The organism is Pseudomonas sp. L7 (assembly GCF_046605565.1).
Taxonomy (GTDB): Bacteria; Pseudomonadota; Gammaproteobacteria; order Pseudomonadales; family Pseudomonadaceae; genus Aquipseudomonas; species Aquipseudomonas wayambapalatensis.
The window spans coordinates 3,820,515-3,842,673 of the sequence record NZ_CP176784.1 but is presented as its reverse complement, the minus strand read 5'-3'; the positions used below and the strand labels follow the sequence as shown (position 1 = coordinate 3,842,673).

General features: G+C 63.7%; 24 protein-coding genes. All 24 read left to right on the top strand.

Annotation, left to right across the window (positions count from 1 at the left end; all coding sequences use genetic code 11):
* Positions 1–97 precede the first annotated feature (97 nt).
* The 24 genes from fliE (at position 98) to ACK3BK_RS17580 (ending at position 22,150) form a co-directional block, all read left to right on the top strand.
* On the top strand, positions 98–430 hold the full coding sequence (fliE, locus tag ACK3BK_RS17695) for a flagellar hook-basal body complex protein FliE (protein WP_054891884.1): 333 nt from the start codon (positions 98–100) through the stop codon (positions 428–430).
* A 14-nt stretch (positions 431–444) separates the two neighbouring features.
* Positions 445–2,220: a flagellar basal-body MS-ring/collar protein FliF gene (fliF, locus tag ACK3BK_RS17690; protein WP_186666429.1), complete on the top strand. Its 1,776-nt coding sequence runs from the start codon at positions 445–447 to the stop codon at positions 2,218–2,220.
* A complete protein-coding gene (fliG, locus tag ACK3BK_RS17685; protein WP_186666427.1) occupies positions 2,213–3,232 on the top strand; it encodes a flagellar motor switch protein FliG in 1,020 nt (339 codons plus the stop codon). The genes fliF and fliG overlap by 8 nt, the downstream gene beginning before the upstream one ends.
* 162 nt (positions 3,233–3,394) lie before the next feature.
* Positions 3,395–4,153 (top strand): flagellar assembly protein FliH, encoded by a 759-nt coding sequence (gene fliH, locus ACK3BK_RS17680; RefSeq protein WP_186719849.1) that lies wholly within the window; start codon positions 3,395–3,397, stop codon positions 4,151–4,153.
* On the top strand, positions 4,143–5,501 hold the full coding sequence (fliI, locus tag ACK3BK_RS17675; protein WP_411382990.1) for a flagellar protein export ATPase FliI: 1,359 nt from the start codon (positions 4,143–4,145) through the stop codon (positions 5,499–5,501). Before fliH ends, fliI begins: the two co-directional genes overlap by 11 nt.
* 6 nt (positions 5,502–5,507) lie before the next feature.
* On the top strand, positions 5,508–5,960 hold the full coding sequence (gene fliJ / locus ACK3BK_RS17670) for a flagellar export protein FliJ (protein ID WP_186666423.1): 453 nt from the start codon (positions 5,508–5,510) through the stop codon (positions 5,958–5,960).
* 92 nt (positions 5,961–6,052) lie between these two features.
* Entirely contained in the window at positions 6,053–6,358 is a 306-nt protein-coding gene (locus ACK3BK_RS17665; RefSeq protein WP_411382989.1) for an STAS domain-containing protein, read from the top strand.
* A gap of 7 nt (positions 6,359–6,365) precedes the next feature.
* Positions 6,366–8,057 (top strand): fused response regulator/phosphatase, encoded by a 1,692-nt coding sequence (locus ACK3BK_RS17660; protein WP_186666421.1) that lies wholly within the window; start codon positions 6,366–6,368, stop codon positions 8,055–8,057.
* Between the two features lie 49 nt (positions 8,058–8,106).
* Positions 8,107–8,454, top strand: coding sequence for an Hpt domain-containing protein (locus ACK3BK_RS17655; protein WP_411382988.1), 348 nt, complete (start codon positions 8,107–8,109; stop codon positions 8,452–8,454).
* A gap of 72 nt (positions 8,455–8,526) precedes the next feature.
* Complete coding sequence (locus ACK3BK_RS17650; protein WP_411382987.1) at positions 8,527–9,924, top strand: flagellar hook-length control protein FliK; 1,398 nt, start codon at positions 8,527–8,529, stop codon at positions 9,922–9,924.
* Between the two features lie 260 nt (positions 9,925–10,184).
* Complete coding sequence (gene fliL, locus ACK3BK_RS17645; RefSeq protein WP_186666417.1) at positions 10,185–10,682, top strand: flagellar basal body-associated protein FliL; 498 nt, start codon at positions 10,185–10,187, stop codon at positions 10,680–10,682.
* A gap of 11 nt (positions 10,683–10,693) precedes the next feature.
* Positions 10,694–11,662 carry a flagellar motor switch protein FliM gene (gene fliM, locus ACK3BK_RS17640; protein ID WP_054891873.1) on the top strand — a complete coding sequence of 323 codons (969 nt, stop codon included), beginning with the start codon at positions 10,694–10,696 and terminating at the stop codon, positions 11,660–11,662.
* Positions 11,663–11,707: 45 nt separating this feature from the next.
* The gene (fliN, locus tag ACK3BK_RS17635; RefSeq protein WP_186666415.1) at positions 11,708–12,175 is read left to right on the top strand and encodes a flagellar motor switch protein FliN; all 468 of its coding nucleotides are present in this window, start codon (positions 11,708–11,710) and stop codon (positions 12,173–12,175) included.
* The gene (fliO, locus tag ACK3BK_RS17630; protein WP_186709799.1) at positions 12,176–12,628 is read left to right on the top strand and encodes a flagellar biosynthetic protein FliO; all 453 of its coding nucleotides are present in this window, start codon (positions 12,176–12,178) and stop codon (positions 12,626–12,628) included.
* Positions 12,628–13,383, top strand: a complete 756-nt coding sequence (gene fliP, locus ACK3BK_RS17625; RefSeq protein ID WP_186666411.1) for a flagellar type III secretion system pore protein FliP — start codon at positions 12,628–12,630, stop codon at positions 13,381–13,383. Before fliO ends, fliP begins: the two co-directional genes overlap by 1 nt.
* A 22-nt stretch (positions 13,384–13,405) precedes the next feature.
* On the top strand, positions 13,406–13,675 hold the full coding sequence (fliQ, locus tag ACK3BK_RS17620) for a flagellar biosynthesis protein FliQ (protein ID WP_054891869.1): 270 nt from the start codon (positions 13,406–13,408) through the stop codon (positions 13,673–13,675).
* A 7-nt stretch (positions 13,676–13,682) separates the two neighbouring features.
* Positions 13,683–14,459: a flagellar biosynthetic protein FliR gene (gene fliR / locus ACK3BK_RS17615; protein ID WP_186666409.1), complete on the top strand. Its 777-nt coding sequence runs from the start codon at positions 13,683–13,685 to the stop codon at positions 14,457–14,459.
* A 2-nt stretch (positions 14,460–14,461) separates the two neighbouring features.
* Positions 14,462–15,604, top strand: coding sequence for a flagellar biosynthesis protein FlhB (flhB, locus tag ACK3BK_RS17610; protein WP_065862046.1), 1,143 nt, complete (start codon positions 14,462–14,464; stop codon positions 15,602–15,604).
* Positions 15,605–15,766: 162 nt separating this feature from the next.
* Positions 15,767–17,896 (top strand): flagellar biosynthesis protein FlhA, encoded by a 2,130-nt coding sequence (gene flhA, locus ACK3BK_RS17605; protein WP_411382986.1) that lies wholly within the window; start codon positions 15,767–15,769, stop codon positions 17,894–17,896.
* Between the two features lie 11 nt (positions 17,897–17,907).
* Entirely contained in the window at positions 17,908–19,218 is a 1,311-nt protein-coding gene (gene flhF / locus ACK3BK_RS17600) for a flagellar biosynthesis protein FlhF (protein WP_411382985.1), read from the top strand.
* 75 nt (positions 19,219–19,293) lie between these two features.
* Positions 19,294–20,127, top strand: coding sequence for a flagellar synthesis regulator FleN (gene fleN, locus ACK3BK_RS17595; protein ID WP_016393812.1), 834 nt, complete (start codon positions 19,294–19,296; stop codon positions 20,125–20,127).
* Positions 20,124–20,864: an RNA polymerase sigma factor FliA gene (gene fliA, locus ACK3BK_RS17590; protein WP_411382984.1), complete on the top strand. Its 741-nt coding sequence runs from the start codon at positions 20,124–20,126 to the stop codon at positions 20,862–20,864. Before fleN ends, fliA begins: the two co-directional genes overlap by 4 nt.
* A 104-nt stretch (positions 20,865–20,968) precedes the next feature.
* Positions 20,969–21,343, top strand: a complete 375-nt coding sequence (locus tag ACK3BK_RS17585; RefSeq protein ID WP_104881405.1) for a chemotaxis response regulator CheY — start codon at positions 20,969–20,971, stop codon at positions 21,341–21,343.
* Between the two features lie 18 nt (positions 21,344–21,361).
* Complete coding sequence (locus ACK3BK_RS17580) at positions 21,362–22,150, top strand: protein phosphatase CheZ (RefSeq protein WP_186666404.1); 789 nt, start codon at positions 21,362–21,364, stop codon at positions 22,148–22,150.
* The last annotated feature ends 9 nt before the right edge of the window (positions 22,151–22,159 follow it).

The following is a 22,159-nucleotide window of genomic DNA, read 5'->3' as shown; positions in this document are numbered from 1 at the left end:
GCGGAGTGACTTTGCGAAGGCTGGCACCTTTGTTGCTTTAACCGTTTTACCCGCTGCATCAGTGTCAAAAAAATGCGGCCGCCGGAGAGAGAAGGTCATGAGCCAAGGTGTTGAATTCAATCGTCTGATGTTGGACATGCGCGCGATGCAGGCCGATGCCATGTCGCTGCCCAAGGTCGCCGCTGCGCCTGAGCTTGCCCCGGGCCAGAGCAGCTTCGCCGACATGCTCGGCCAGGCCATCAACAAGGTCAGCGATACCCAGCAGGCATCCAGCCAGTTGGCCAACGCCTTCGAGATCGGCAAGAGCGGCGTCGACCTCACCGATGTGATGATCGCCTCGCAGAAGGCCAGTGTGTCGTTCCAGGCCCTGACCCAGGTGCGCAACAAGCTGGTCCAGGCGTACCAGGACATCATGCAGATGCCGGTTTGAGGACGTATTGAGTCATGGCCGAAGCAGTCGTCGATAACGCCCCCGCCAAGAGTGGCCCGCCCGTGGCCAAGCCGCCGCTGTTCGGCATGGCGTTCCTGGAAAACATCTCGCAGATGCCCATGCTGCGTCAGGTCGGCCTGCTGGTCGGGCTGGCCGCCAGCGTGGCTATCGGCTTTGCCGTGGTGCTCTGGTCGCAGCAGCCGGATTACCGTCCGCTGTATGGCAGCCTGGCCGGCATGGACACCAAGCAGGTCATGGAAACCCTGGCCGCCGCTGATATTCCCTACACCGTCGAGCCGAATTCCGGTGCACTGCTGGTCAAGGCCGATGACCTCTCCCGTGCCCGCATGAAACTGGCCGCCGCCGGCGTGGCGCCGAGCGACGGCAACATCGGGTTCGAGATCCTCGACAAGGACCAGGGCCTGGGCACCAGCCAGTTCATGGAGGCGACCCGTTACCGTCGCGGCCTGGAAGGCGAATTGGCGCGGACCATCTCCAGCCTGAACAACATCAAGGCTGCACGGGTGCACCTGGCCATTCCGAAAAGCTCGGTATTCGTGCGTGACGAGCGCCGCCCGAGCGCTTCGGTACTGGTCGAGATGTTCCCGGGGCGCAACCTGGAAGCCGGTCAGGTGATGGCGATCGTCAACCTGGTCGCCACCAGCGTGCCGGAGCTGGACAAGTCGCAAGTCACCGTGGTCGACCAGAAGGGCAACCTGCTCTCCGACCAGTTGCAAGACACCTCGCTGACCGTGGCCGGCAAGCAGTTCGATTACACCCGGCGCATGGAAGGCCTGCTCACCCAGCGTGTGCACAATATCCTGCAGCCTGTGCTGGGCAACGACCGCTACAAGGCCGAGGTGTCCGCCGACGTCGACTTCAACGCAGTCGAGTCCACCTCTGAACAGTTCAACCCCGATCAACCTGCCCTGCGCAGCGAGCAGTCGGTGAATGAGCAGCGTGCCAGCAGCCAGGGCCCGCAGGGTGTGCCCGGTGCGCTGAGCAACCAGCCGCCGGCGGGTGCCGCCGCCCCGGAAAACGCCGCTGGCGGTGGTACGCCAGCCGGTGCCATTGCCCCGGGCCAGCCGCTGGTCGATGCCAACGGCCAGCAGATCATGGACCCGGCCACCGGCCAGCCGATGCTCGCGCCATATCCGTCCGACAAGCGTCAGCAGAGCACCAAGAACTTCGAGCTGGACCGCTCCATCAGCCATACCCGCCAGCAGCAAGGTCGCCTGACCCGCCTGTCGGTGGCCGTGGTGGTGGACGACCAGGTCAAGGTCGATGCCAATGGCGAGACCACTCGCGCGCCCTGGGGCGCCGAGGACCTGTCGCGCTTCACTCGCCTGGTGCAGGATGCGGTCGGCTTCGACGCCAGCCGTGGCGACAGCGTGACCGTGATGAACGTGCCGTTCTCCGCCGACCGCGGTGAAGTGCTCGCCGACATTCCGTTCTACTCGCAGCCGTGGTTCTGGGACATCATCAAGCAAGTGCTGGGCGTAGTGTTCATCCTGGTGCTGGTGTTCGGCGTGCTGCGCCCTGTGCTCAACAACATCACCGGTGGCGGCAAGAGTGCGGCCACCGACAGCGACATGGAACTGGGCGGCATGATCGGCCTGGACGGCGAGCTCGGCAACGACCGCGTCAGCCTCGGCGGCCCGAGCAGTATCCTGTTGCCAAGCCCGAGCGAAGGCTACGAGGCGCAACTGAACGCAATCAAGGGCCTGGTGGCCGAAGACCCGGGCCGTGTCGCCCAGGTCGTGAAAGAGTGGATCAACGCCGATGAGTGACAACCGAGCCGTTACCGCCAAGCTGAGCCGCGTCGACAAGGCGGCGATTCTCCTGCTGTCTCTGGGCGAGACCGATGCAGCCCAGGTCCTGCGCCACATGGGGCCCAAGGAAGTGCAGCGGGTCGGCGTCGCCATGGCGCAGATGGGCAATGTGCACCGCGAGCAGGTCGAGCAGGTCATGAGCGAGTTCGTCGAGATCGTCGGCGACCAGACCAGCCTGGGCGTCGGCTCCGACGGCTATATCCGCAAGATGCTCAACCAGGCGCTCGGCGAGGACAAGGCCAACGGCCTGATCGACCGCATCCTGCTCGGTGGCAACACCAGCGGCCTGGACAGCCTGAAGTGGATGGAGCCGCGTGCCGTGGCCGATGTCATCCGCTATGAGCACCCGCAGATCCAGGCCATCGTGGTCGCCTACCTCGATCCCGACCAGGCCGGTGAAGTGTTGAGCAATTTCGACCACAAGGTGCGCCTGGACATCGTCCTGCGCGTTTCGTCGTTGAACACCGTGCAACCGGCGGCACTCAAGGAACTGAACCAGATCCTCGAGAAACAGTTCTCGGGCAACTCCAATGCCGCGCGCACCACCCTGGGTGGCATCAAGCGCGCTGCCGACATCATGAACTTCCTCGACAGTTCCGTGGAAGGCCAGCTGATGGATGCGATCCGCGATATCGACAGCGACCTGTCGGAGCAGATCGAAGACCTGATGTTCGTCTTCAACAACCTGGCCGACGTCGACGACCGTGGTATCCAGGCGCTGCTGCGCGAGGTGTCCTCGGACGTGCTGGTGGTGTCGCTCAAGGGCGCGGACGAGAAGGTCAAGGACAAGATCTTCAAGAACATGTCCAAGCGTGCTTCGGAACTGCTGCGCGACGACCTGGAGGCCAAGGGGCCGGTGCGGGTCAGCGATGTGGAGGCGGCGCAGAAGGAAATCCTCACCATCGCTCGACGCATGGCCGAGGCCGGCGAGATCGTGCTCGGTGGCAAGGGTGCCGAGGAAATGATCTAAGCGATTTCGCGCACCGTGCTGACTGGCGCTGACCCTGTGGGCGCGGGCTTGCCCGCGACGGCGCCAGGCCAGGCAACGCGTTGCCCCTGCTGACGCATTCGCGGGCAAGCCCGCTCCCACGGGGATCGCGTTGGCCGAACATGGTTTCGAGAACATGACAGCATGTCCACCAAAGAACATCCCAGCGACCTGATCCGCGCCCGCGACCTCGAGGGTGTCGATGTGTGGGCACTGCCCAGCTTCGATCCGCAACCCGAGTTCGAGCCTGAGCCTGAACCCGAGGTGGTCGAGGAAGTCGAGGAAGTGCCGCTGGAGGAAGTCCAGCCGTTGACCCTCGAAGAGCTCGAGGCGATCCGTCAGGAGGCCTACAACGAAGGCTTCGCCACTGGCGAGCGCGAGGGTTTCCACAGCACGCAGCTCAAGGTGCGCCAGGAAGCCGAGGAGGCACTGACGGCCAAGCTGGCAGGCCTGGAGCAACTGATGGCGAACCTGCTCGAGCCCATTGCCGAGCAGGACACCCAGATCGAGAAGTCCCTCGTGCACCTGGTCGTCCATGTCGCCCGTCAGGTGATCGGCCGCGAGCTGCGTAGCGACTCCGGGCAGATCACCCATGTGCTGCGTGAGGCCCTCAAGTTGCTGCCAATGGGCGCCGACAATATTCGCATCCACCTCAATCCCCAGGACTTCGAGCTGGCCAAGGCCTTGCGCGAGCGTCACGAGGAGAGCTGGAAGCTGCTCGAAGACGAGTCCTTGCTGCCGGGTGGTTGCCGCATCGAGACGGCCCACAGCCGCATCGATGCCACCATGGAAACCCGCATGGAGAAGGCCGTGGCGCAACTGTTCGAGCAGTCCCACGATCAATCCCTGCATCCGGCGGCACCGGATCTGTCCATTGAGCTGGATGCGCCCGATGCGCCTTGATCGCACCAGTTTCGCCAAGCGCTTGAGTGGTTATGCCGAGGCGGTGAGCCTGCCCGAGCAGCCGGTGGTCGAGGGGCGCCTGCTGCGTATGGTCGGCCTTACCCTCGAAGCCGAAGGCTTGCGCGGGGCGGTAGGCAGCCGCTGCATGGTGATCAACGACGACAGCTACCACCCGGTGCAGGTCGAGGCCGAGGTGATGGGCTTTGCCGGCAGCAAGGTCTTCCTCATGCCGGTCGGCAGTATCGCCGGTATCGCCCCGGGGGCGCGGGTGGTGCCGCTGGATGACAGCGGCCGCCTGCCGATGGGCATGAGCATGCTTGGGCGGGTGCTCGATGGCGCTGGCCGTGCCCTCGATGGCAAGGGCGGGATGAAGGCCGAGGACTGGGTGCCGCTGGATGGTCCGGTGATCAACCCGCTCAACCGCGATCCGATCAGTCAGCCGCTCGACGTGGGCATCCGCAGCATCAACGGCCTGTTGACCGTCGGTCGCGGCCAGCGCCTGGGCCTGTTCGCCGGTACCGGTGTCGGTAAGTCGGTGCTGCTGGGCATGATGACCCGCTTCACCAAGGCCGACATCATCGTCGTCGGGCTGATCGGCGAGCGGGGCCGCGAGGTGAAGGAGTTCATCGAGCACATCCTCGGCGAAGAAGGGCTCAAGCGTTCGGTGGTGGTCGCCTCACCGGCCGACGATGCGCCGCTGATGCGCCTGCGCGCAGCCATGTATTGCACGCGCATCGCCGAGTATTTCCGCGACAAGGGCAAGAATGTCCTGCTGTTGATGGATTCGCTGACCCGTTTTGCCCAGGCGCAGCGGGAAATCGCCCTGGCCATCGGCGAGCCGCCCGCCACCCGTGGCTACCCGCCGTCGGTGTTCGCCAAGTTGCCCAAGCTGGTCGAACGCGCGGGCAATGGCGAGGCCGGCGGGGGTTCGATCACCGCGTTCTATACCGTGCTTTCCGAGGGTGATGACCAGCAGGATCCGATCGCCGACTCGGCGCGTGGCGTGCTGGACGGTCACTTCGTGCTGTCCCGGCGTCTGGCCGAGGAAGGGCATTATCCGGCGATCGACATCGAGGCCTCGATCAGCCGGGTCATGCCGCAGGTGGTGGATCCCGACCATCTGCGCCAGGCGCAGAAATTCAAGCAACTGTGGTCGCGTTTGTCGCAGAGTCGCGACCTGATCAGCGTCGGTGCCTACGTGGCCGGTGGCGATCCGGAAACCGACCTGGCCATTGCCTTGCAGTCCAAGCTGGTGGCGTTCTTGCGCCAAGGGCTGGACGAGAGTGTCGGCATGGCCGAGAGCGGCGAGCAGTTGGGCGCGGTGTTCGCCCCGCCGGCGGGCGGCTGATAGGCCATGGCCCTGCCCAGTCGTGCCGCGCGCCTGTCGCCGGTGGTGGAGATGGCCGAGGAGGCCGAGCGCAAGGCCGTCCAGCGCATGGGCCATTTCCAGCAATTGGTGGCCCAGGCCCAGGCCAAGCTCGCCGAGCTTGAGCGTTTTCGCGAGGACTACCAGTTGCAGTGGATCAACCGCGGCAGCCAGGGCGTTGGCGGCAGCTGGTTGGTCAACTACCAGCGCTTTCTGGGGCAGTTGGAAACGGCCATGACCCAGCAGCGTCAGAGCCTGACCTGGCACCAGAACAACCTCAAGAACGCCCGTGATGCCTGGCAACAGGCCTATGCCCGGGTCGAGGGCCTGCGCAAGCTGGTGCAGCGATACCTGGACGAGGCTCGTCGGGCAGAAGACAAGCGCGAGCAGAAGTTGCTCGACGAGCTATCGCAGCGGTTGCCGCGGCAGAATCATTTCTAGCTCGACGTTGCTTCAACCCGCTGCGCTTGCGGCCTGGCTGGGCGACTGCTAAACCTTCCTGAGTCGTAGCCATCTTCGAAGGAATCGCACGTATGGCAGTCGAATCTGATTTTTCACCGGACGAAAAGCAGTTGACGATCAAGGTCAAGGGCCATTTCGATTTTGGCAAGCATCAGGAATTTCGTGACGCCTACGAGCGCTTGGATCCGACCCCGAATTCGGTAGTGGTGGATCTCAAGGACGCGACGTATCTGGACAGCTCCGCGCTGGGCATGCTGCTGCTGTTGCGCGATCACGCCGGTGGCGAGCGCTCGGATATCAAAGTGATCAATACCAGTTCGGACGTGCGCAAGATTCTCGCCATTTCCAATTTCGAAAAACTGTTCGACGTCAGCTGAGCCGACCATGCCCGCCGAACAGGGATTGAGGGTGCTGATCGCCGAGGACGGTGCGGCGGATCGCTTGCTGCTCGCGCAGATCGTGCGGCGCCAGGGGCACGAGGTGGTCACTGCCGAAAATGGCGAGCAGGCCGTGGCACTGTTCGCCGAAGAGCGGCCGGACCTGGTGCTGCTCGATGCCTTGATGCCGGTGATGGATGGCTTCGAGGCGGCGCGACGGATCAAGGCCATGGCCGGTGAAGCGCTGGTGCCGATCATCTTCCTCACCTCGATGAACGAGGAGCAGGGGCTGGTGCGTTGCCTGGAGGCCGGCGGCGACGATTTCATGGCCAAACCCTACAGTGCGGTGATTCTGGCCGCCAAGATCGGCGCGATGGATCGCCTGCGCCGGCTGCAGGCCACGGTGCTGGAGCAGCGCGACGAACTGGCCCGTCACCACCATCACCTGCTTAACGAGCAGCGCGTGGCCAAAGCCGTGTTCGACAAGGTCGCCCATTCCGGTTGCCTGAGAAGCAGCAATATCCGCTACCTGCAGTCGCCCTACGCATTGTTCAACGGCGACCTGCTGCTGGCTGCGTTCACACCTTCGGGCGACATGCATGTACTGCTGGGTGATTTCACTGGACACGGCCTGCCGGCGGCTGTTGGGGCGATGCCCCTGGCCGAGGTGTTCTATGGCATGACCGCCAAGGGCTATGGCCTGGTCGAGACGCTGCGCGAGATGAACGCCAAGCTCAAGCGCATCCTGCCGGTGGACATGTTCTGTTGCGCGCTGCTGCTGAACCTGAGCTTCGAGCGTGGCACGGTCGAGGTGTGGAACGGCGGCATGCCCGATGGCTATCGCTTGTCGGCCGCCGGCGAGGTGCTGTCGGTGCTGCAATCGCGGCATTTGCCGCTGGGTATCCTTGCGCCCGAGCAGTTCGACGACCGCACCGACATACTGCCGCTGACGGCGGGGGAGCGAGTGTTCCTGCTCTCCGATGGCGTGGTCGATACCGGCGATGCAAAGGATCGATTGTTTGGCGTGGAGCGTTTGCGTGAGGTGTTGGCGGCCAACCGAGACCCTGGGCAGCTGTTCGATGAAGTGATGCAGGCACTGGAGCGTTTTGGCGGTGTGCCGCGAGACGATATCAGCTTGTGCGATATCCGCATGGCCGAGCCAGGTGGCCTGGCACCCGTGGCGCCGGTGTATTCCGACAGCGGTCGTTCCAGCCCACTGGACTGGTCGTTGTCCCTGGTGCTGCATGCCGACAGCCTGAAGCGGTTCAATCCGGTTCCCTATCTGTTGCAGTTTCTTCAGGAAATCCACGGTCTGCGCCCCAGCAGTGCGGTGTTGCACAGTGTGCTCGGTGAGCTTTACTCCAACGCACTGGAGCACGGAGTCTTGGGCCTGGACTCGCGGCTCAAGCAGGATGCCGCGGGATTTGCCGAGTACTACCGCGAGCGCGGCCGGCGTCTGACAGCTTTGTCCGAGGGCTTCGTGCGAATAGCGCTGAGAGTGGAACCGATGGCGGCAGGTGGGCGTCTCACAGTGGAAATCAGCGACAGTGGCACGGGTTTTGATATCGAGAAGGTGTTGGCACGCCCGGCGTCGGAAAAAGGTTTGAGTGGGCGTGGGCTGCATCTGGTACAGCGCTTGGGCGTCCGGGCTCAATGGCTCGACCAGGGGCGGCGGGCGCGGGTTGAGTTCGGCTGGTGAGCGGCCCCGGCGATTGAGGCATAATCAAGCTTGATCAAGGAGTGAGCAAGTGACAGACGAGCATATCGATCACAAGGTCCTGAGCGACCTGCGGGAGGTCATGGAAGATGGCTACCTGCAGTTGCTGGAAACCTTCCTGGAAGACTCCGTGCGTCGACTCAGCCTGTTGCACGAGGCCAAGGATGCCCACGAGCTGGGTATGGCCGCCCACAGCTTCAAGGGCAGCAGCAGCAACATGGGCGCAGTGGGCTTGGCAGGTCTGTGCCAACAGCTTGAGGAGCGTGTGCGGCAACAGCCTCTGTACGGCATCGAAGACCTGATCAATCAGATTGACCAGGAATTTGTCGAGGTCCAGCGCTTCTACCGCAGCGAGCGTGAGCGGGTTTCTGCAGGCTGATGGCAAAACTGGCGCGAGTTTTGCCTGTCTTCACCCAGATACTATTTCGGTTCACTGGCGTGGAGAGTTTCAATGCCTGTCGCATCCAATCCCTTGTTGCAAGCCGGCCTCGCCAATGCGAACTCGCGGGCGACCAGTTCCGCGACGGACAAAACCTCGCAGGCAGCAGGCAATCAGGGCGGCGGCTTCGATCAGTTGATGGCGCGCCAGCAGCGTGACACGACGCCGGTGCGCAACGACAAGGCCTCGCAACCTGCATTCAAGGATAAGCCTGACTTCAGCGCCGGCGGCAAAGTCGGCAATGACAAATCCCCGTCGGTTGCCGCCAATGGCAAGAATTTGCCAGCCAGCAGCAACAAGGCCGCGCCAACCAGTGACAAGAACACGTCGAGCGACAGCACCCAGCAGGCTGGTGGCGATGATCGACAGGTTTCCACGCCTGGCGACAGTGCGCAGTCAGGCAACTCGAACTCGCTGGATGCCAACCTGGTCGCAGGGCAGGTGACCGATGCCCTGGCGGGCGCGCAGCTGATCCAGGCTCAGGCCGAGGCTGTGGCGCCCGTGCTGCAGGCCGCGATCCAGCAGCCTGCAGCGCAGGCCGAACCCTTACCCCCTGCGCTCACCGAAGAGGCCGCCAGCGACAGCGACTTCGATCCCGAAGCCGATGCCTTGGCAAACATGCCGACACTGCGCCTGGCCCTGGAGCAGAACGCCCAGGCCAAAGGGACCACTTCGGCCCATTCGTCCACTGCGGGCGACAAGGCCGCGGCCCAGGATGACAGTGCCCAGGCCAACGTCAATACCTTGGCGAGCCTGGCGGTCAAGCCTGAGGGCGAATCCGAGCGCGGCCAATCACAGCCTGGCGAAAAAGGCTTCTCCGAGCTGTTGTCCAGTGGCCTGAGGGACGTCAAGCATGCTGACAGTGACACCCGTGTGGACGATTTCGCCAATCGCCTGGCCAACCTGACCCAGGCCGTCACACCCAAGACCGCGCACGCCGTGCCGCCGACCAACCCGCTGCACCAGCCGCTGGCGATGAACCAGGGCGCCTGGGCGGAGGGCCTGGTCAACCGGGTCATGTATCTGTCCAGCCAGAACCTCAAGTCGGCCGATATCCAGCTCGAACCTGCCGAGCTCGGCCGCCTGGACATTCGTGTCAATGTCGCGGCGGACCAGGCTACCCAGGTCACCTTCATCAGTGGTCACGCCGGCGTGCGCGATGCACTGGACAGCCAGCTGTACCGCCTGCGCGAACTGTTCGCCCAGCAGGGGCTGGCCCAGCCTGACGTCAACGTCGCCGATCAGTCGCGCCAGCAGCAACAGCAAGCCCAGCAGGGTGGGTCGAACCTGTCCGGTGTCGCAGCGCGTCGGGCCGGGGAGGCGGGGGAGGATGCCGAGCTGGCCGACGCTTCCCGGCCGGTGGAACAGCAGGTTGTGATCGGCGACAGTGCGGTCGATTACTACGCCTGATCGCTCGGGGGTTGCGTCTGACACCGGTGCGGGCTTTTGTGAGCAACTGTCTTGCTCAAAATCTAGAAGCCAGCCCAAATCCCTGTGGGAGCGGGCTTGCCCGCGAAAAATACACCGCGCTGCCTGGCACGGGCTACGCCCGTGTTCGCGGGCAAGCCCGCTCCTACCACCTCCTCAAGCCCCCTCGGCCAAATCTGGCATAACACTTGCTCAGCCACGTCATCCTTTCTTGAAACCCCGATGGACGACGGATTATTGGCATGGCGAAGAGCGACGCAGTCAAAGACCCCGCCACTAAAGGCAAACTGAAGATGATCCTGCTGCTGGTGCTGGCCTTGCTGCTGGCCGTGGGCCTGTCGGTGGGCGCCACCTGGTTCATCATGCACAAGAGCGAGCCTGCGCCTGCAGCCGATCCTGCCGTGGCCAGCGTCAAGCAAGCGGCGATCTACGAGCCCCTGGCGCCGGCCTTCGTGGTCAATTTCAACCAGAACGGCCGCCAGCGCTACATGCAGGTGAGTATCACCCTGCAGGGCCGCAACCAGGCTGACCTCGATGCGCTGAAGGTGCACATGCCGGTGATTCGCAACAATCTGGTGATGATGTTCTCCGGGCAAGGTTTCGACAGTCTGGCCAGCAGTGCCGTGGGCCAGGAAATGCTGCGCCAGAAGGCCACTGCGGTGGTCCAGGAAGTGGCGCAGAAGGAAGTCGGCAAGCCGGTCATCGACCAGTTGCTGTTCACCAATTTCGTATTGCAGTAGGAGCACACTCGATGGCCGTGCAGGACCTGCTGTCCCAGGATGAGATCGATGCCCTGCTGCATGGGGTCGACGATGGGCTGGTACAGACCGAGAGCGCTGCCGAGCCCGGTGGCGTCAAGAGCTACGACCTGACCAGCCAGGACCGGATCGTCCGCGGTCGCATGCCGACCCTGGAGATGATCAACGAGCGCTTCGCCCGTTACACCCGCATCAGCATGTTCAACCTGCTGCGTCGCTCCGCCGACGTGGCGGTGGGCGGTGTGCAGGTGATGAAGTTCGGCGAGTACGTGCATTCGCTGTACGTGCCGACCAGCCTCAACCTGGTCAAGATCAAGCCGCTGCGCGGCACCTCGCTGTTCATCCTCGACGCCAAGCTGGTGTTCAAGCTGGTGGACAACTTCTTCGGTGGCGACGGCCGTCACGCCAAGATCGAAGGCCGAGAGTTCACGCCGACCGAGCTGCGCGTGGTGCGCATGGTCCTGGACCAGTGCTTCGTCGACCTCAAGGAAGCCTGGCAAGCGATCATGCCGGTGAACTTCGAGTACATGAACTCCGAGGTCAACCCGGCCATGGCCAACATCGTCGGGCCCAGCGAGGCGGTGGTGGTCTCGACCTTCCACATCGAGCTCGATGGCGGCGGCGGCGACCTGCACGTGACCATGCCGTACTCGATGATCGAGCCGGTGCGCGAGATGCTCGATGCCGGTTTCCAGTCCGACCTGGACGATCAGGACGAGCGTTGGGTCAAGGCCCTGCGCGAGGACGTGCTGGACGTCAATGTGCCGCTCTCGGCCACCGTTGCCCGTCGTCAGCTCAAGCTGCGCGACATCCTGCACATGCAGCCGGGCGATGTGATTCCGGTAGAGCTGCCCGAACACCTGGTACTGCGCGCCAACGGCGTGCCGTCGTTCAAGGCGCGTCTGGGCTCGCACAAGGGCACCCTGTCGCTGCAGATCATCGACCCGATCGAGCGCCGCTGACGGCGAGCCGGTCGCACTAAGAATTGAAAGCCTGTCGAGGACTTTATGGCTAACGAAAACGAGATCACCTCCCCAGAGGAACAGGCCCTGGCCGATGAGTGGGCGGCAGCCCTGGAAGAAACCGGTGATGCGGGCCAGGCGGACATCGATGCGCTGCTGGCAGCCGACAGTGGCCGCTCCTCCGGCGCAGGTCGCCTGCCCATGGAAGAGTTCGCCAGTTCCCCGCGACCGAGCGAGAACGTCGGCCTGGAAGGTCCTAACCTGGACGTGATCCTGGACATTCCAGTGAGCATCTCCATGGAAGTGGGCGCCACGGAAATCAGCATTCGCAACCTGCTGCAACTGAACCAGGGTTCGGTCATCGAGCTCGATCGCCTGGCCGGCGAGCCCCTGGACGTACTGGTCAATGGCACGCTGATCGCCCATGGCGAAGTGGTGGTGGTCAACGAGAAGTTCGGCATCCGCCTGACCGACGTGATCAGCCCCAGCGAACGCATCAAGAAGCTGCGCTGAGTGAAGGGCCTGATACGCGGCGTCGCCGCCCTGGGCACATTGCTCGCCAGCGAGGTGGTGATCGCCGCGGCTGATCCCGCGCCGGTGCCGGCCAGCACGGCGACGCCGGGCGGCATGGGCGGGCAACTGGCGCAGATGGTCTTTGGCCTGCTCGTGGTGGTGGGCGCCATCTTCCTGCTCGCCTGGCTGTTGCGCCGCCTGCAGGTGGCGCAGCCGCGCGGCGGGCAGGTGATCGAGATCGTCGGCAGCCGTGCCCTCGGCCCGCGCGACCGCCTGCTGCTGGTGCAGGTGGGCAAGGAGCAGATCCTGATCGGCCACAGCCCTGGCAGCATCGAAGCATTGCACGTCATGGCCGAGCCCGTGGAAGTGCCTGCCGGCGCGCGCCAGGCGGCACCGGAATTCGCCCAGCGGCTGCTCGAGCTGATGGGCAAGGACCAGAAGGACAAGAAGTGATGAGCGGCGCGCTGCGCTTACTGTTGACCCTGGCGCTGCTTCTGGCCGCGCCCGTGGCCCTGGCCGCCGATCCGTTGTCGATCCCGGCCATCACCCTGTCCAATGGGCCGAACGGCCAGCAGGAATATTCGGTCAGCCTGCAGATCCTGCTGATCATGACGGCGCTGAGCTTCATTCCAGCGTTCGTCATCCTGATGACCAGCTTCACCCGCATCATCATCGTCTTCTCCATCCTGCGCCAGGCCCTGGGCCTGCAGCAGACACCGTCGAACCAGTTGCTCACCGGCATGGCCCTGTTCCTGACCATGTTCATCATGGCGCCGGTGTTCGATCGGGTGAATCGTGACGCCTTGCAGCCCTACCTGAACGAACAGATGACCGCCCAGCAGGCGATCGACAAGGCCCAGGGGCCGCTGAAGGACTTCATGCTGGCGCAGACCCGGCAAAGCGACCTGGACCTGTTCATGCGCCTGTCCAAGCGTACCGACATCGCCGGTCCCGACCAGGTGCCGCTGACCATTCTGGTGCCAGCCTTCGTCACCTCCGAGCTCAAGACCGCGTTCCAGATCGGTTTCATGATCTTCATCCCGTTCCTGATCATCGACATGGTGGTCGCCAGTGTGCTGATGGCGATGGGTATGATGATGCTGTCGCCGCTGATCATCTCGCTGCCGTTCAAGATCATGCTGTTCGTCCTGGTCGATGGCTGGGCGTTGATCATGGGTACGCTGGCCGGCAGTTTCGGCGGCGTCTGAGGCCGCTCAAGGAGAATTTTCGATGACCCCGGAAGTAGCCGTCGACCTATTTCGCGATGCGCTCTGGCTGACGGCCCTCATGGTGGCGGTGCTGGTGGTGCCCAGCCTGCTGGTCGGCCTGCTGGTGGCGATCTTCCAGGCGGCCACGCAGATCAACGAACAGACCCTGAGCTTCCTGCCGCGTCTGCTGGTGATGCTGATCACTCTGATCGTGGTCGGTCCGTGGCTGGTGCAGAAGTTCATGGAATACATGACCGGCCTGTACAGCGGCATTCCGCAGTTGATCGGATGATGAACCCATGCTCGAGCTGAGCGCCGCGCAGATCGGCACCTGGGTCGCCACTTTCATCCTGCCGCTGTTTCGCGTGGCAGCGGTGCTGATGACCATGCCGGTGTTCGGTACGCGCATGCTGCCGGCGCGGATCCGCCTGTACGTGGCGGTGGCGATCACCGTGGTGATCGTGCCGGGCCTGCCGCCGCTGCCCGAGTTCGAGCCGTTGAGCGTGCGCGGCGTGCTGCTGTGCGCCGAGCAGATCATCGTCGGTGCGCTGTTCGGGTTTTCGCTGCAGATGCTGTTCCAGGCCTTCGTCGTTGCCGGGCAGATCGTCGCGATCCAGCTGGGTATGGCGATGGCCTCGATGGTCGATCCGGCCAACGGCGTCAACGTGGCGGTGGTCGGGCAGTTCCTGACCATGCTGGTGAGTGTGCTGTTCCTGCTGATGAACGGCCACTTGGTGGTGATCGAGGTACTGACCGAAAGTTTCACCACGCTGCCGGTGGGCAATGCCCTGGTGGTCGCGCATTTCTGGGAGATCGCCGGGCGTCTGGGCTGGGTGCTGGGTGCGGGCCTGGTGTTGATCCTGCCGGTCATCGCAGCGCTGCTGGTGATCAACATTGCCTTCGGTGTGATGACCCGCGCCGCACCTCAGTTGAACATCTTCTCCATTGGTTTCCCGCTGACCCTGGTGCTGGGGCTGGCCATCTTCTGGGTCGGGCTTGCCGACATCCTCTCGCATTATCAGCAGCTGGCCAGCGAGGCCTTGCAGTGGCTGCGTGAACTGGCACGGGCGCCCTGAGCATGGCAGAGAGCGAGAGCGGTCAGGACAAGACAGAGGAACCCACCGAGAAGCGCAAGCGCGACGCACGGGAAAAGGGTGACATCGCCCGTTCCAAAGAGCTCAACACCTTTGCTGTGACCCTGGGCGGTGCCGGGGCCTTGCTGGCCTTTGGTGGGCACCTTGCCGAAACCCTGATGACGCTGATGCGCGTGAACTTCACCCTGTCGCGTGAAGTGATTGTCGACGAGCGGGCCATGGGCGCCTTCCTGATGGCCTCGGGCAAGATGGCCATCTGGGCCACCCAGCCGGTTCTGGTGCTGCTGTTCGTCGTATCGTTCGTGGCCCCGATCGCCCTGGGTGGCTTTCTGTTTTCCGGCTCCTTGCTGCAGCCCAAGTTCAGCCGGATGAACCCGCTGTCCGGGATCAAGCGCATGTTCTCGCTGAACTCGCTGACCGAACTGCTCAAGGCGGTGGCCAAGTTCTTCCTGGTGCTGGTGGTGGCGCTGGTGGTGCTGGCCAACGACCGCGAGGCGCTGATGGCGATTGCCAAGGAGCCGCTCGAGCAGGCGATCATCCACAGCGTGCAGGTGGTGGGCTGGAGCGCCTTGTGGATGGCGGCGGGTCTGCTGCTGATCGCCATCGTCGATGTGCCGTTCCAGCTCTGGCAGACGCACAAGAAGCTGAAGATGACCAAGCAGGAAGTGCGCGACGAATACAAGGATACCGAGGGCAAGCCAGAGGTGAAGCAGCGCATTCGCCAACTGCAGCGCGAGGCGTCGCAGCGCAGGATGATGGCGGCGGTGCCCGAGGCCGATGTGATCATCACCAACCCTACGCACTATGCCGTGGCGCTCAAGTACGACCCGGAGAAGGGCGGTGCGGCGCCGTTGCTGTTGGCCAAGGGCACTGACTTTTTGGCCTTGAAGATCCGCGAGATCGGCCAGGAGCACAAGGTGCAGATTCTCGAATCGCCGGCGTTGGCGCGGGCGATCTACTACTCGACCGAGCTCGAGCACGAGATTCCGGCCGGGCTGTACCTGGCGGTGGCGCAGGTGCTCGCTTACGTGTTCCAGATTCGCCAGTACCGTTCCGGCAAGGGCAAGCCGCCGGAGCCGTTGAAGAAAGATCTGCCGATTCCGCCGGACCTGCAGCGCGACAATTGATCCTGTGGGGTCGGGCTTGCCCGCGAAAAGACCACCGCGATGACCGCGAAAACACCGCAACAGAGCGCCTGGCCCCGCACCCAGGCAAAGTTGGAAAGCTTCTTGCAAAGCCACGCCCAAGCGCCGTCCAGGCGTCAAAGTTTTGCTTGAAGAGGATACCCGGTGGATCGCGCTCAGTTAATCAGCAACGCCCGTAACAACCTGGCCGGTCTCGGTCGGGGGAACCTGGGTGTGCCGCTGTTGCTGCTGGTGATGCTGGCAATGATGATGTTGCCCATCCCGCCGTTCCTGCTCGATGTGTTCTTCACCTTCAACATCGCGCTGTCGATCGTGGTCCTGCTGGTCTGCGTCTATGCCCTGCGCCCGCTGGACTTCGCCGCCTTCCCGACCATCCTGCTGGTGGCGACCTTGCTACGCCTGGCGCTCAACGTCGCCTCGACCCGCGTGGTCATGCTCCACGGCCAGGAGGGTCACGGTGCGGCGGGCAAGGTGATCCAGGCCTTCGGCGAAGTGGTGATCGGCGGCAACTATGTGGTCGGTGCGGTGGTGTTCGCCATCCTCATGATCATCAACTTCGTCGTGGTGACCAAGGGTGCCGGGCGTATCTCCGAGGTGAGCGCGCGCTTCACCCTCGACGCCATGCCCGGCAAGCAGATGGCGATCGACGCCGACCTCAACGCCGGCTTGATCGACCAGGCCCAGGCCAAGGCGCGTCGCGCCGAGGTGGCCCAGGAGGCCGAGTTCTACGGTTCGATGGACGGTGCCAGCAAGTTCGTGCGTGGCGACGCCATCGCCGGCCTGCTGATCCTGTTCATCAACCTTATCGGCGGCATGCTCATCGGCATGCTGCAGCATGGCATGACCTTCAGCGACGCCGGTAAGGTGTACGCTTTGTTGACCATCGGTGACGGTTTGGTGGCGCAGTTGCCCTCGCTGCTGCTGTCCACTGCGGCCGCGATCATGGTCACCCGCGCCTCGGGCTCCGAGGACATGGGCAAGCTGATCAACCGGCAGATGTTCGATTCGCCCAAGGCCCTGGCTGTTTCCGGCGCACTGATGGTGGTGATGGGGCTGGTGCCGGGGATGCCGCACATCGCCTTCCTCAGCCTCGGCCTGATGGCCGGTGGTGGCGCCTACCTGGTGTGGAAGAAACAACAGAAGGCCAAGCAGGTGGCTCTGCAGGAGGCTCAGCGCCAACAGGACCTGCTGCCATCGCCTCAGCGCGCCATGGAAACCAAGGAGCTGGGCTGGGACGACGTGACCCCGATCGACATGATTGGCCTGGAGGTCGGCTATCGCCTGATTCCGCTGGTCGACCGCAACCAGGGCGGCCAGTTGCTGGCGCGGATCAAGGGCGTGCGCAAGAAGCTCTCGCAGGACCTGGGTTTTCTCATGCCCACCGTACACATTCGCGACAACCTCGACCTGCAGCCCAGTGCCTATCGCCTGACGCTGATGGGGGTGATCCTGGCCGAGGCCGAGATCTACCCGGACCGCGAGCTTGCGATCAACCCTGGGCAGGTGTTCGGCACCCTCAATGGTATCGCCGCGCGCGACCCGGCCTTTGGCCTGGAGGCGGTGTGGATCGATGTGGCCCAGCGCGCCCAGGCGCAGTCCTTGGGGTACACGGTGGTCGATGCCAGCACCGTGGTCGCCACTCACCTCAACCAGATTCTGCAGAAGCACTGCCACGAGCTGATCGGCCATGAAGAGGTTCAGCAGTTGCTGCAGGTGCTGTCCAAGGCATCGCCGAAACTTGCCGAGGAATTGGTGCCGGGTGTCATTTCCTTGTCGGGGTTGCTCAAGGTCCTGCAGGCCCTGCTTGCCGAGCAGGTGCCCGTGCGTGACATCCGCAGCATTGCCGAGGCCATCGCCAACAATGCCGCCAAGAGTCAAGATACCGCCGCGTTGGTGGCTTCGGTGCGGGTCGGCTTGTCCCGCGCCATCGTGCAAAGCATTGTCGGCGTTGAGTCCGAGCTGCCTGTGATCACCCTTGAACCAAGGTTGGAACAGATCTTGCTCAATAGTTTGCAAAGGGCCGGGCAGGGTCAGGAAGACGGTGTTCTTCTTGAACCGAGCATGGCCGAGAAGTTGCAGCGTTCGCTGATCGAGGCGGCGCAGCGCCAGGAGATGCAAGGCCAGCCGGCCATCCTCCTGGTCGCCGGCCCGATCCGTGCCATGCTGTCGAGATTCGGTCGTCTGGCCGTGCCCAACCTGCATGTGCTGGCGTACCAGGAAATACCGGACAACAAGCAAGTCACCATCGTTGCCACCGTGGGCCCTAATGGCTGAGGTAGTGGGTTATGCAAGTTAAGCGTTTTTTCGCCGCCGATATGCGTCAGGCCATGAAACTGGTCCGTGATGAGCTTGGCGCCGATGCCGCGATCATCGGCAACCGGCGTATCGCCGGCGGTGTCGAACTGACGGCCGCGCTGGACTACAAGCTGTCCGCCCTGGCCCCACGCGTGCCGAATGTCGAGCTCGAGGACGAGCTGCGCAAGACCCATTCGCGCATCGCCACCGCCCAGGCCGAGCTGGACGGGCGTGGTGACGCCGAGCTCGGCAACCGGCAACTGTTTGCCGGCCTGTCGCTGACCGCGTCCGAGCCACTGGTCGAGCCGCATGTGGAAGCGCCGGTGCCTGCGCCGGCCCCGGCAGCTCCGGCGGTGGACAAGCGCGTATTCGATGCCATGCGTTCGGAGCTTTCGGGCCTGCGCGAGCTGCTCGAAGTGCAGCTCGGCTCGCTTGCCTGGGGCCAGTTGCAGGGCAGCAAGCCGCAGCAGGCCAACCTCTGGCGTCGCTTGCAGCGCCTGGGCCTGTCTGGCCCGATCGCCCGTGAACTGCTCGACCTGGCCGGTGAAATCGAAGACCCGCGCCAGGCCTGGCGCATGGTCCTGGCGCACCTGGCGCGCCTGATCGAGGTGCCTGAGGTCGAGCCGATCGAGGAGGGCGGGGTCATCGCCATGGTCGGCCCGGCCGGCATGGGCAAGACCACCACCCTGGCCAAGCTTGCGGCACGCTACGTGCTCAAGTACGGCTCGCAGCACCTGGCGCTGGTGAGCATGGACAGCTATCGCATCGGTGCCCAGGAGCAGCTCAAGACCCTCGGGCGCATCCTCAATGTGCCGGTGACCTATGTCGATCCGGGCCAGTCGCTGGCCCAGGCCCTGGAACCACTGCTGCGCAAGCGCGTGGTGCTGATCGATACCGCGGGCCTTCAGGCCAGCGATCCGGCCCTGCGCATGCAGCTCGAGTCGCTCGCCAGCCGCGGCATCGCCGCCAAGAACTACCTGGTACTGGCCACCACCAGCCAGAAGCAGGTGCTGACCGCCGCCTATCACAGCTACAAGCGCTGTGGCCTGGCCGGTTGCATCCTGACCAAGCTCGATGAAACGGGCAGCCTCGGCGAAGTGCTGAGCCTGGCCATCAGTCACGAACTGCCCGTGGCCTATCTCACCGATGGTCCGCGCATTCCGGACGACCTGCAGCTGCCGCGCAAGCACCAGTTGGTGAGCCGTGCGGTCAGCGTGCAGTTGCAGGAAGAGCCCAGCGAAGAGGCCATGGCCGACATGTTCGCTGATCTCTACCACAATCCCGATAAGCGGGCGGGTTGAAGATGAACGGCGCAGGGGGTCGACAGCGGCCCTTCAAGTGGGCGGGTCCCACGCGAGACAAGGTAAAGAACAGACATGGGTAGCATGCATCCCGTACAGGTGATCGCCGTCACCGGTGGCAAAGGTGGCGTCGGCAAGACCAACGTTTCAGTGAACCTGTCCCTGGCGCTGGCCGAACTCGGCCGCCGGGTCATGCTGCTGGACGCCGACCTGGGTCTGGCTAACGTCGACGTGCTGCTGGGGCTGACCCCCAAACGTACCCTGGCCGACGTCATCGAAGGACGCTGCGAGCTGCGCGACGTGCTGCTGCAGGGGCCGGGCGGCGTACGCATCGTGCCGGCGGCTTCGGGCACCCAGAGCATGGTGCACCTGGCGCCGGCCCAGCATGCCGGGCTAATCCAGGCGTTCAGCGAGATCGGCGACAACCTCGACGTATTGGTGATCGACACCGCTGCGGGTATCGGTGACTCGGTGGTCAGTTTTGTCCGCGCCGCGCAGGAGGTGCTGCTGGTGGTGTGCGACGAGCCTACCTCGATCACCGATGCCTACGCCCTGATCAAGTTGCTCAACCGCGATTACGGCATGAATCGCTTCCGCGTCCTGGCCAACATGGCGCAGAGCCCGCAGGAAGGGCGCAACCTGTTTGCCAAGCTGACCAAGGTCACTGACCGCTTCCTCGACGTGGCCCTGCAGTACGTCGGCGCCGTGCCCTACGACGAGTGCGTGCGCAAGGCGGTGCAGAAGCAGCGCGCAGTGTACGAGGCCTTCCCGCGCTCCAAGTGCGCCCTGGCCTTCAAGGCCATTGCGCAGAAGGTCGACAGCTGGCCGCTGCCGGCCAACCCGCGTGGGCACCTGGAGTTCTTCGTCGAGCGCCTGGTGCAGCCTACCAGTGCGGGGCCGGTGCTATGAACGCGAGCGGATTCAAGATGTACAGCAAGGCGTCCAAGGACGCCCAGTACGAGCTGGTCGAGCGCTATGCCCCGCTGGTCAAGCGCATCGCCTACCACCTGTTGGCGCGCCTGCCGGCCAACGTGCAGGTCGAGGACCTGATCCAGGCCGGCATGATCGGCCTGCTGGAAGTGGCCAACAAGTACGACGCCAGCAAAGGCGCGAGCTTCGAGACCTATGCCGGCATCCGCATCCGTGGCGCCATGCTCGACGAGGTGCGCAAGGGCGATTGGGCGCCGCGTTCGGTGCACCGCAACACGCGCATGGTCAGTGACGCGATTCGCGCCGTCGAAGCAAGAACCGGTCGTGACGCTAAAGATCACGAGGTTGCTGCCGAACTCCAATTGGGTCTCGACGATTATTACGGGATTCTGAACGATACCTTGGGCAGCCGCCTGTTCAGTTTCGACGACCTGCTGCAGGACGGCGAACACGAAGGGCTGCACGAGGACGGTGCCAGCGGCCAGGTCGAGCCGTGGCGGGATCTGGAAGACGAACGCTTCCAGGCCGCACTGACCGACGCGATCGCCAACCTGCCGGAGCGCGAGCGCCTGGTCCTGGCGCTGTACTACGACGAAGAGTTGAACCTCAAGGAAATCGGGGAAGTGCTGGGGGTCAGCGAGTCGCGTGTCAGCCAGTTGCACAGCCAGTGCGCAGCGCGTCTGCGCAGCCGGTTGGGTGAATGGCGGGCACGGTGAACCCGGGTTCGATGCAGTCGTTTTACGTGGTGCCGAATTGATTGAGCGCGCGCTTGCCAGACGAGCGCGTTTAAGACTGCTTGGAGGTCTAATTGAACAAAGATATGAAAATCCTCATCGTTGACGACTTCTCGACGATGCGGCGGATCATCAAGAACCTGTTGCGTGATCTGGGCTTCACCAACACCGACGAGGCCGACGATGGCACCACGGCCCTGCCGATGCTCGAAAGCGGTCATTACGACTTCCTGGTGACCGACTGGAACATGCCCGGCATGTCCGGTATCGACCTGCTGCGCAAGGTACGTGCCCACGACCGTCTCAAGGGCATGCCGGTGCTGATGGTGACCGCCGAGGCCAAGCGCGACCAGATCATCGAAGCGGCCCAGGCCGGCGTCAACGGCTACGTGGTCAAGCCTTTCACCGCGCAGGTACTCAAAGAAAAGATCGAGAAGATCTTCGAACGCGTCAACGGCTGAGCCATGTCTGGGGGCGCTATGGAATCAAGAAACGATTCTCTGGGGGAGTTCGAGTCGACCCTGAAGAAGCACGCCGAGCAGCTGGTGCAAAGCCTGGAGCGCGGCCAGTTCGGCGAGGCGGTGCAGCTGATCCACCAGCTCAACCAGACCCGTGACCGTGGCCTTTACCAGGAGGTCGGCAAGCTCACCCGCGAGCTGCACAGCGCCATCGTCAGTTTCCAGATCGATCCGCGCATGCCGCAGGCCGAGGAAGTGTCGCAGATCACCGACGCCACCGAACGGCTGTCCTACGTGGTCCGGCTGACCGAGAACGCGGCCAATCGCACCATGGACCTGGTCGAACAGAGCACGCCGGTGCTCAACGACCTGGCGAGCGAGGCCCAGACCTTGTCCGTCGACTGGCAGCGCTTCATGCGTCGCGAGGTGGCGGCGCCGGAGTTTCGTGAGCTGGTCAAGCGCGTCGACAGTTTCCTGACGCACAGCGCCGAAGGTAACCGCAAGGTGGCCGGCCACCTCAACGATATTCTCCTGGCTCAGGACTATCAGGACCTGACCGGGCAGGTGATCAAGCGGGTGACCGCACTGGTCACCGAAGTCGAAAGCAATCTGCTCAAGCTCGTGTTGATGGCCAGTCAAGTCGACCGCTTTGCCGGTATCGAACATGACCACGATCAATTGCGTGCTGAAAAAGATGAAGAAAAACATCCAACTCGGGGTGAAGGTCCGCAGATTCATGCCGATAAGCGTGAAGACGTCGTGTCCGGTCAGGACGATGTCGATGATCTGCTGTCCAGCCTGGGTTTTTAGGGAGCACGT

What these genes read in the sequence shown, in the direction of transcription:
- fliE (WP_054891884.1), top strand. Translation starts at nt 98, where the DNA reads ATGAGCCAAGGTGTTGAATTCAATCGTCTGATGTTGGACATGCGCGCG.
- fliF (WP_186666429.1), top strand. Translation starts at nt 445, where the DNA reads ATGGCCGAAGCAGTCGTCGATAACGCCCCCGCCAAGAGTGGCCCGCCC.
- fliG (WP_186666427.1), top strand. Translation starts at nt 2,213, where the DNA reads ATGAGTGACAACCGAGCCGTTACCGCCAAGCTGAGCCGCGTCGACAAG.
- fliH (WP_186719849.1), top strand. Translation starts at nt 3,395, where the DNA reads ATGTCCACCAAAGAACATCCCAGCGACCTGATCCGCGCCCGCGACCTC.
- fliI (WP_411382990.1), top strand. Translation starts at nt 4,143, where the DNA reads ATGCGCCTTGATCGCACCAGTTTCGCCAAGCGCTTGAGTGGTTATGCC.
- fliJ (WP_186666423.1), top strand. Translation starts at nt 5,508, where the DNA reads ATGGCCCTGCCCAGTCGTGCCGCGCGCCTGTCGCCGGTGGTGGAGATG.
- ACK3BK_RS17665 (WP_411382989.1), top strand. Translation starts at nt 6,053, where the DNA reads ATGGCAGTCGAATCTGATTTTTCACCGGACGAAAAGCAGTTGACGATC.
- ACK3BK_RS17660 (WP_186666421.1), top strand. Translation starts at nt 6,366, where the DNA reads ATGCCCGCCGAACAGGGATTGAGGGTGCTGATCGCCGAGGACGGTGCG.
- ACK3BK_RS17650 (WP_411382987.1), top strand. Translation starts at nt 8,527, where the DNA reads ATGCCTGTCGCATCCAATCCCTTGTTGCAAGCCGGCCTCGCCAATGCG.
- fliL (WP_186666417.1), top strand. Translation starts at nt 10,185, where the DNA reads ATGGCGAAGAGCGACGCAGTCAAAGACCCCGCCACTAAAGGCAAACTG.
- fliM (WP_054891873.1), top strand. Translation starts at nt 10,694, where the DNA reads ATGGCCGTGCAGGACCTGCTGTCCCAGGATGAGATCGATGCCCTGCTG.
- fliN (WP_186666415.1), top strand. Translation starts at nt 11,708, where the DNA reads ATGGCTAACGAAAACGAGATCACCTCCCCAGAGGAACAGGCCCTGGCC.
- fliP (WP_186666411.1), top strand. Translation starts at nt 12,628, where the DNA reads ATGAGCGGCGCGCTGCGCTTACTGTTGACCCTGGCGCTGCTTCTGGCC.
- fliQ (WP_054891869.1), top strand. Translation starts at nt 13,406, where the DNA reads ATGACCCCGGAAGTAGCCGTCGACCTATTTCGCGATGCGCTCTGGCTG.
- fliR (WP_186666409.1), top strand. Translation starts at nt 13,683, where the DNA reads ATGCTCGAGCTGAGCGCCGCGCAGATCGGCACCTGGGTCGCCACTTTC.
- flhB (WP_065862046.1), top strand. Translation starts at nt 14,462, where the DNA reads ATGGCAGAGAGCGAGAGCGGTCAGGACAAGACAGAGGAACCCACCGAG.
- flhF (WP_411382985.1), top strand. Translation starts at nt 17,908, where the DNA reads ATGCAAGTTAAGCGTTTTTTCGCCGCCGATATGCGTCAGGCCATGAAA.
- fleN (WP_016393812.1), top strand. Translation starts at nt 19,294, where the DNA reads ATGGGTAGCATGCATCCCGTACAGGTGATCGCCGTCACCGGTGGCAAA.
- fliA (WP_411382984.1), top strand. Translation starts at nt 20,124, where the DNA reads ATGAACGCGAGCGGATTCAAGATGTACAGCAAGGCGTCCAAGGACGCC.
- ACK3BK_RS17585 (WP_104881405.1), top strand. Translation starts at nt 20,969, where the DNA reads ATGAAAATCCTCATCGTTGACGACTTCTCGACGATGCGGCGGATCATC.
- ACK3BK_RS17580 (WP_186666404.1), top strand. Translation starts at nt 21,362, where the DNA reads ATGGAATCAAGAAACGATTCTCTGGGGGAGTTCGAGTCGACCCTGAAG.